Origin of the sequence: Streptomyces jumonjinensis (assembly GCF_009600885.1) — a bacterium.
GTDB lineage: Bacteria > Actinomycetota > Actinomycetes > Streptomycetales > Streptomycetaceae > Streptomyces > Streptomyces jumonjinensis.
In genome coordinates, this window is sequence record NZ_VCLA01000141.1 from 46,612 (window position 1) to 48,691 (window position 2,080).

The 2,080-nt window shown below is 71.5% G+C and carries 2 protein-coding genes; both read right to left on the reverse strand.

What is annotated here, in order from left to right; genetic code table 11:
• Positions 1-275: 275 nt before the first annotated feature.
• A complete protein-coding gene (locus FF041_RS17330; RefSeq protein WP_153483251.1) occupies positions 276-899 on the reverse strand; it encodes a GntR family transcriptional regulator in 624 nt (207 codons plus the stop codon).
• A gap of 116 nt (positions 900-1,015) precedes the next feature.
• Positions 1,016-2,080, reverse strand: a 1,065-nt coding sequence (sucB, locus tag FF041_RS17335; protein WP_153523642.1) for a 2-oxoglutarate dehydrogenase, E2 component, dihydrolipoamide succinyltransferase, incomplete at its 5' end; no start/stop codon positions are given.

Here is a 2,080-nt window from a genome sequence, read left to right on the forward strand (position 1 = left end):
TCAAAGTATTGGCGGACAAAAGTGCTCCAGAGGGCGAAATTGGCATTCCGTGCCGCGAAAAAGGGCACGCGGTGCCGCAAGTTTCGGAACGGAGAGGGTGGGGGGCGCTTGCGCTGTGTGGTGTCGGCCGGCCCCTGGGGTGCACGCCCCTGGGGCGCGTGGGTGCGTGGGTGCGTGGGTGCGTGGGTGCGTGGTCCCGGGCTCGGCGGGGGTGCCGTGGGGTCGGCGGGGGTGCTGTGGAGTCGGCGGGAGTGCCGTGGGGGTGCCGTGGGGGTTCAGGCCCGGGGGGCGCAGCCCAGTACATGGGCCTTGACCAGGGGGCCGATGTCCGGATCCCGGCGCTTGAACGCCTCCACCAGGGCCTGGTGCTCCTCCGCGTACGACTGCTGGACCGTCCCCAGCCAGCGGATCGACAGCGCCGTGAAGACCTCGATCCCCAGCCCCTCCCAGGTGTGCAGCAGCACCGCGTTCCCGGCGGCGCGGACCAGCTCGCGGTGGAAGGCGACCGTGTGCCGCACCTGGCCCGCCGAGTCGGCCGCCCGGTCCGCCGCGTACAAGGCGGTGACATGCGGCTCCAGCGTCGAGCAGTCCTCGGCCAGCCGGTCCGCCGCCAGCTCGGCGGCGATCTGCTCAAGACCCGCCCGGACCGGGTAGCTCTCCTCCAGATCCGCCGCCGTGAGATTGCGGACCCGTACGCCCTTGTTCGGCGCGGACTCGATCAGCCGCAGGCTCTCCAGCTCCCGCAGCGCCTCCCGGACGGGCGTCTGGGACACCTGGAGCTCGGTGGCGATGCCCCGCTCCACGATCCGTTCCCCCGGCTTCCAGCGCCCGCTGACGATCCCCTCCACGATGTGGGCGCGGATCTGCTCCCGCAGCGATTGGACGACGGGCGGGGTCATGTGGGGGCTCCTTCGAGGCGGGTACAGCCTACGGGGACGGGGCTGGGGAGAACGCGGAACGCCCCACCCGGAGTGTTCCCGGGCGGGGCGTCCTGTCACATCGGTGCTGCGGGGCCTCAGAGGCCCAGCTCGACCTCGAATTCGCCTGCTTCGAGGATCGCCTTGACGGCCGTCAGATAGCGGGCGGCGTCCGCGCCGTCCACCAGACGGTGGTCGTAGGAGAGCGACAGATACGTCATGTCACGGACGCCGATGACGGTGCCCTCGGCGGTCTCGATGACCGCCGGACGCTTGACCGTGGCGCCGATGCCCAGGATGGCGGCCTGGTTCGGCGGAACGATGACCGTGTCGAAGAGCGCACCGCGCGAACCGGTGTTGCTGATCGTGAAGGTCGCGCCCGCGAGGTCGTCGGGGCGGATCTTGTTGGAGCGCACGGCCCCGGCCAGCTCGGCGGTCTTCTTGGCGATGCCGGCGATGTTCAGATCGCCCGCGCCCTTGATGACCGGCGTCATCAGACCCTTCTCGGAGTCCACGGCGATGCCGATGTTCTCCGAGTCGAAGTACGTGATGGTGCCCTCGTCCTCGTTGATCCGGGCGTTGACGATCGGGTGGGCCTTCAGCGCCTGGGCGGCGGCCTTGACGAAGAACGGCATCGGGGAGAGCTTGACGCCCTCACGGGCCGCGAAGCTGTTCTTCGCCTGGGCGCGCAGCTTCATCAGCTTGGTGATGTCGACCTCGACGACCGAGGTCAGCTGGGCCTGGCTGTGCAGCGCCTTCATCATGTTGTCGCCGATGAGCTTGCGCATCCGGGTCATCTTGACCGTCTGCCCGCGCAGCGGGGAGACCTCAAGGGCCGGTGCCTGCACCGCGGCGGCCTGGGCCGGAGCCGGGGCCTGCGCCTGCGCGGCGGCCTTGGCGGCCTCGGCGGCGGTGATGACGTCCTGCTTGCGGATACGGCCGCCGACGCCCGAGCCCCGGACCGAGGACAGGTCCACGCTGTTCTCGGCGGCGAGCTTACGGACCAGGGGGGTCACATAGACATCGCCGGAGGGGACGGCCGGAGCCGGGGCGGCGGGAGCCGCGACCGGAGCCGGAGCGACCGGAGCGGGCGCGGGGGCCGCCGGAGCGGGGGGCGCGACCGGGGCGGCGACCTGCGTCGGAGCCGGGGCGGCGGGAGCCGG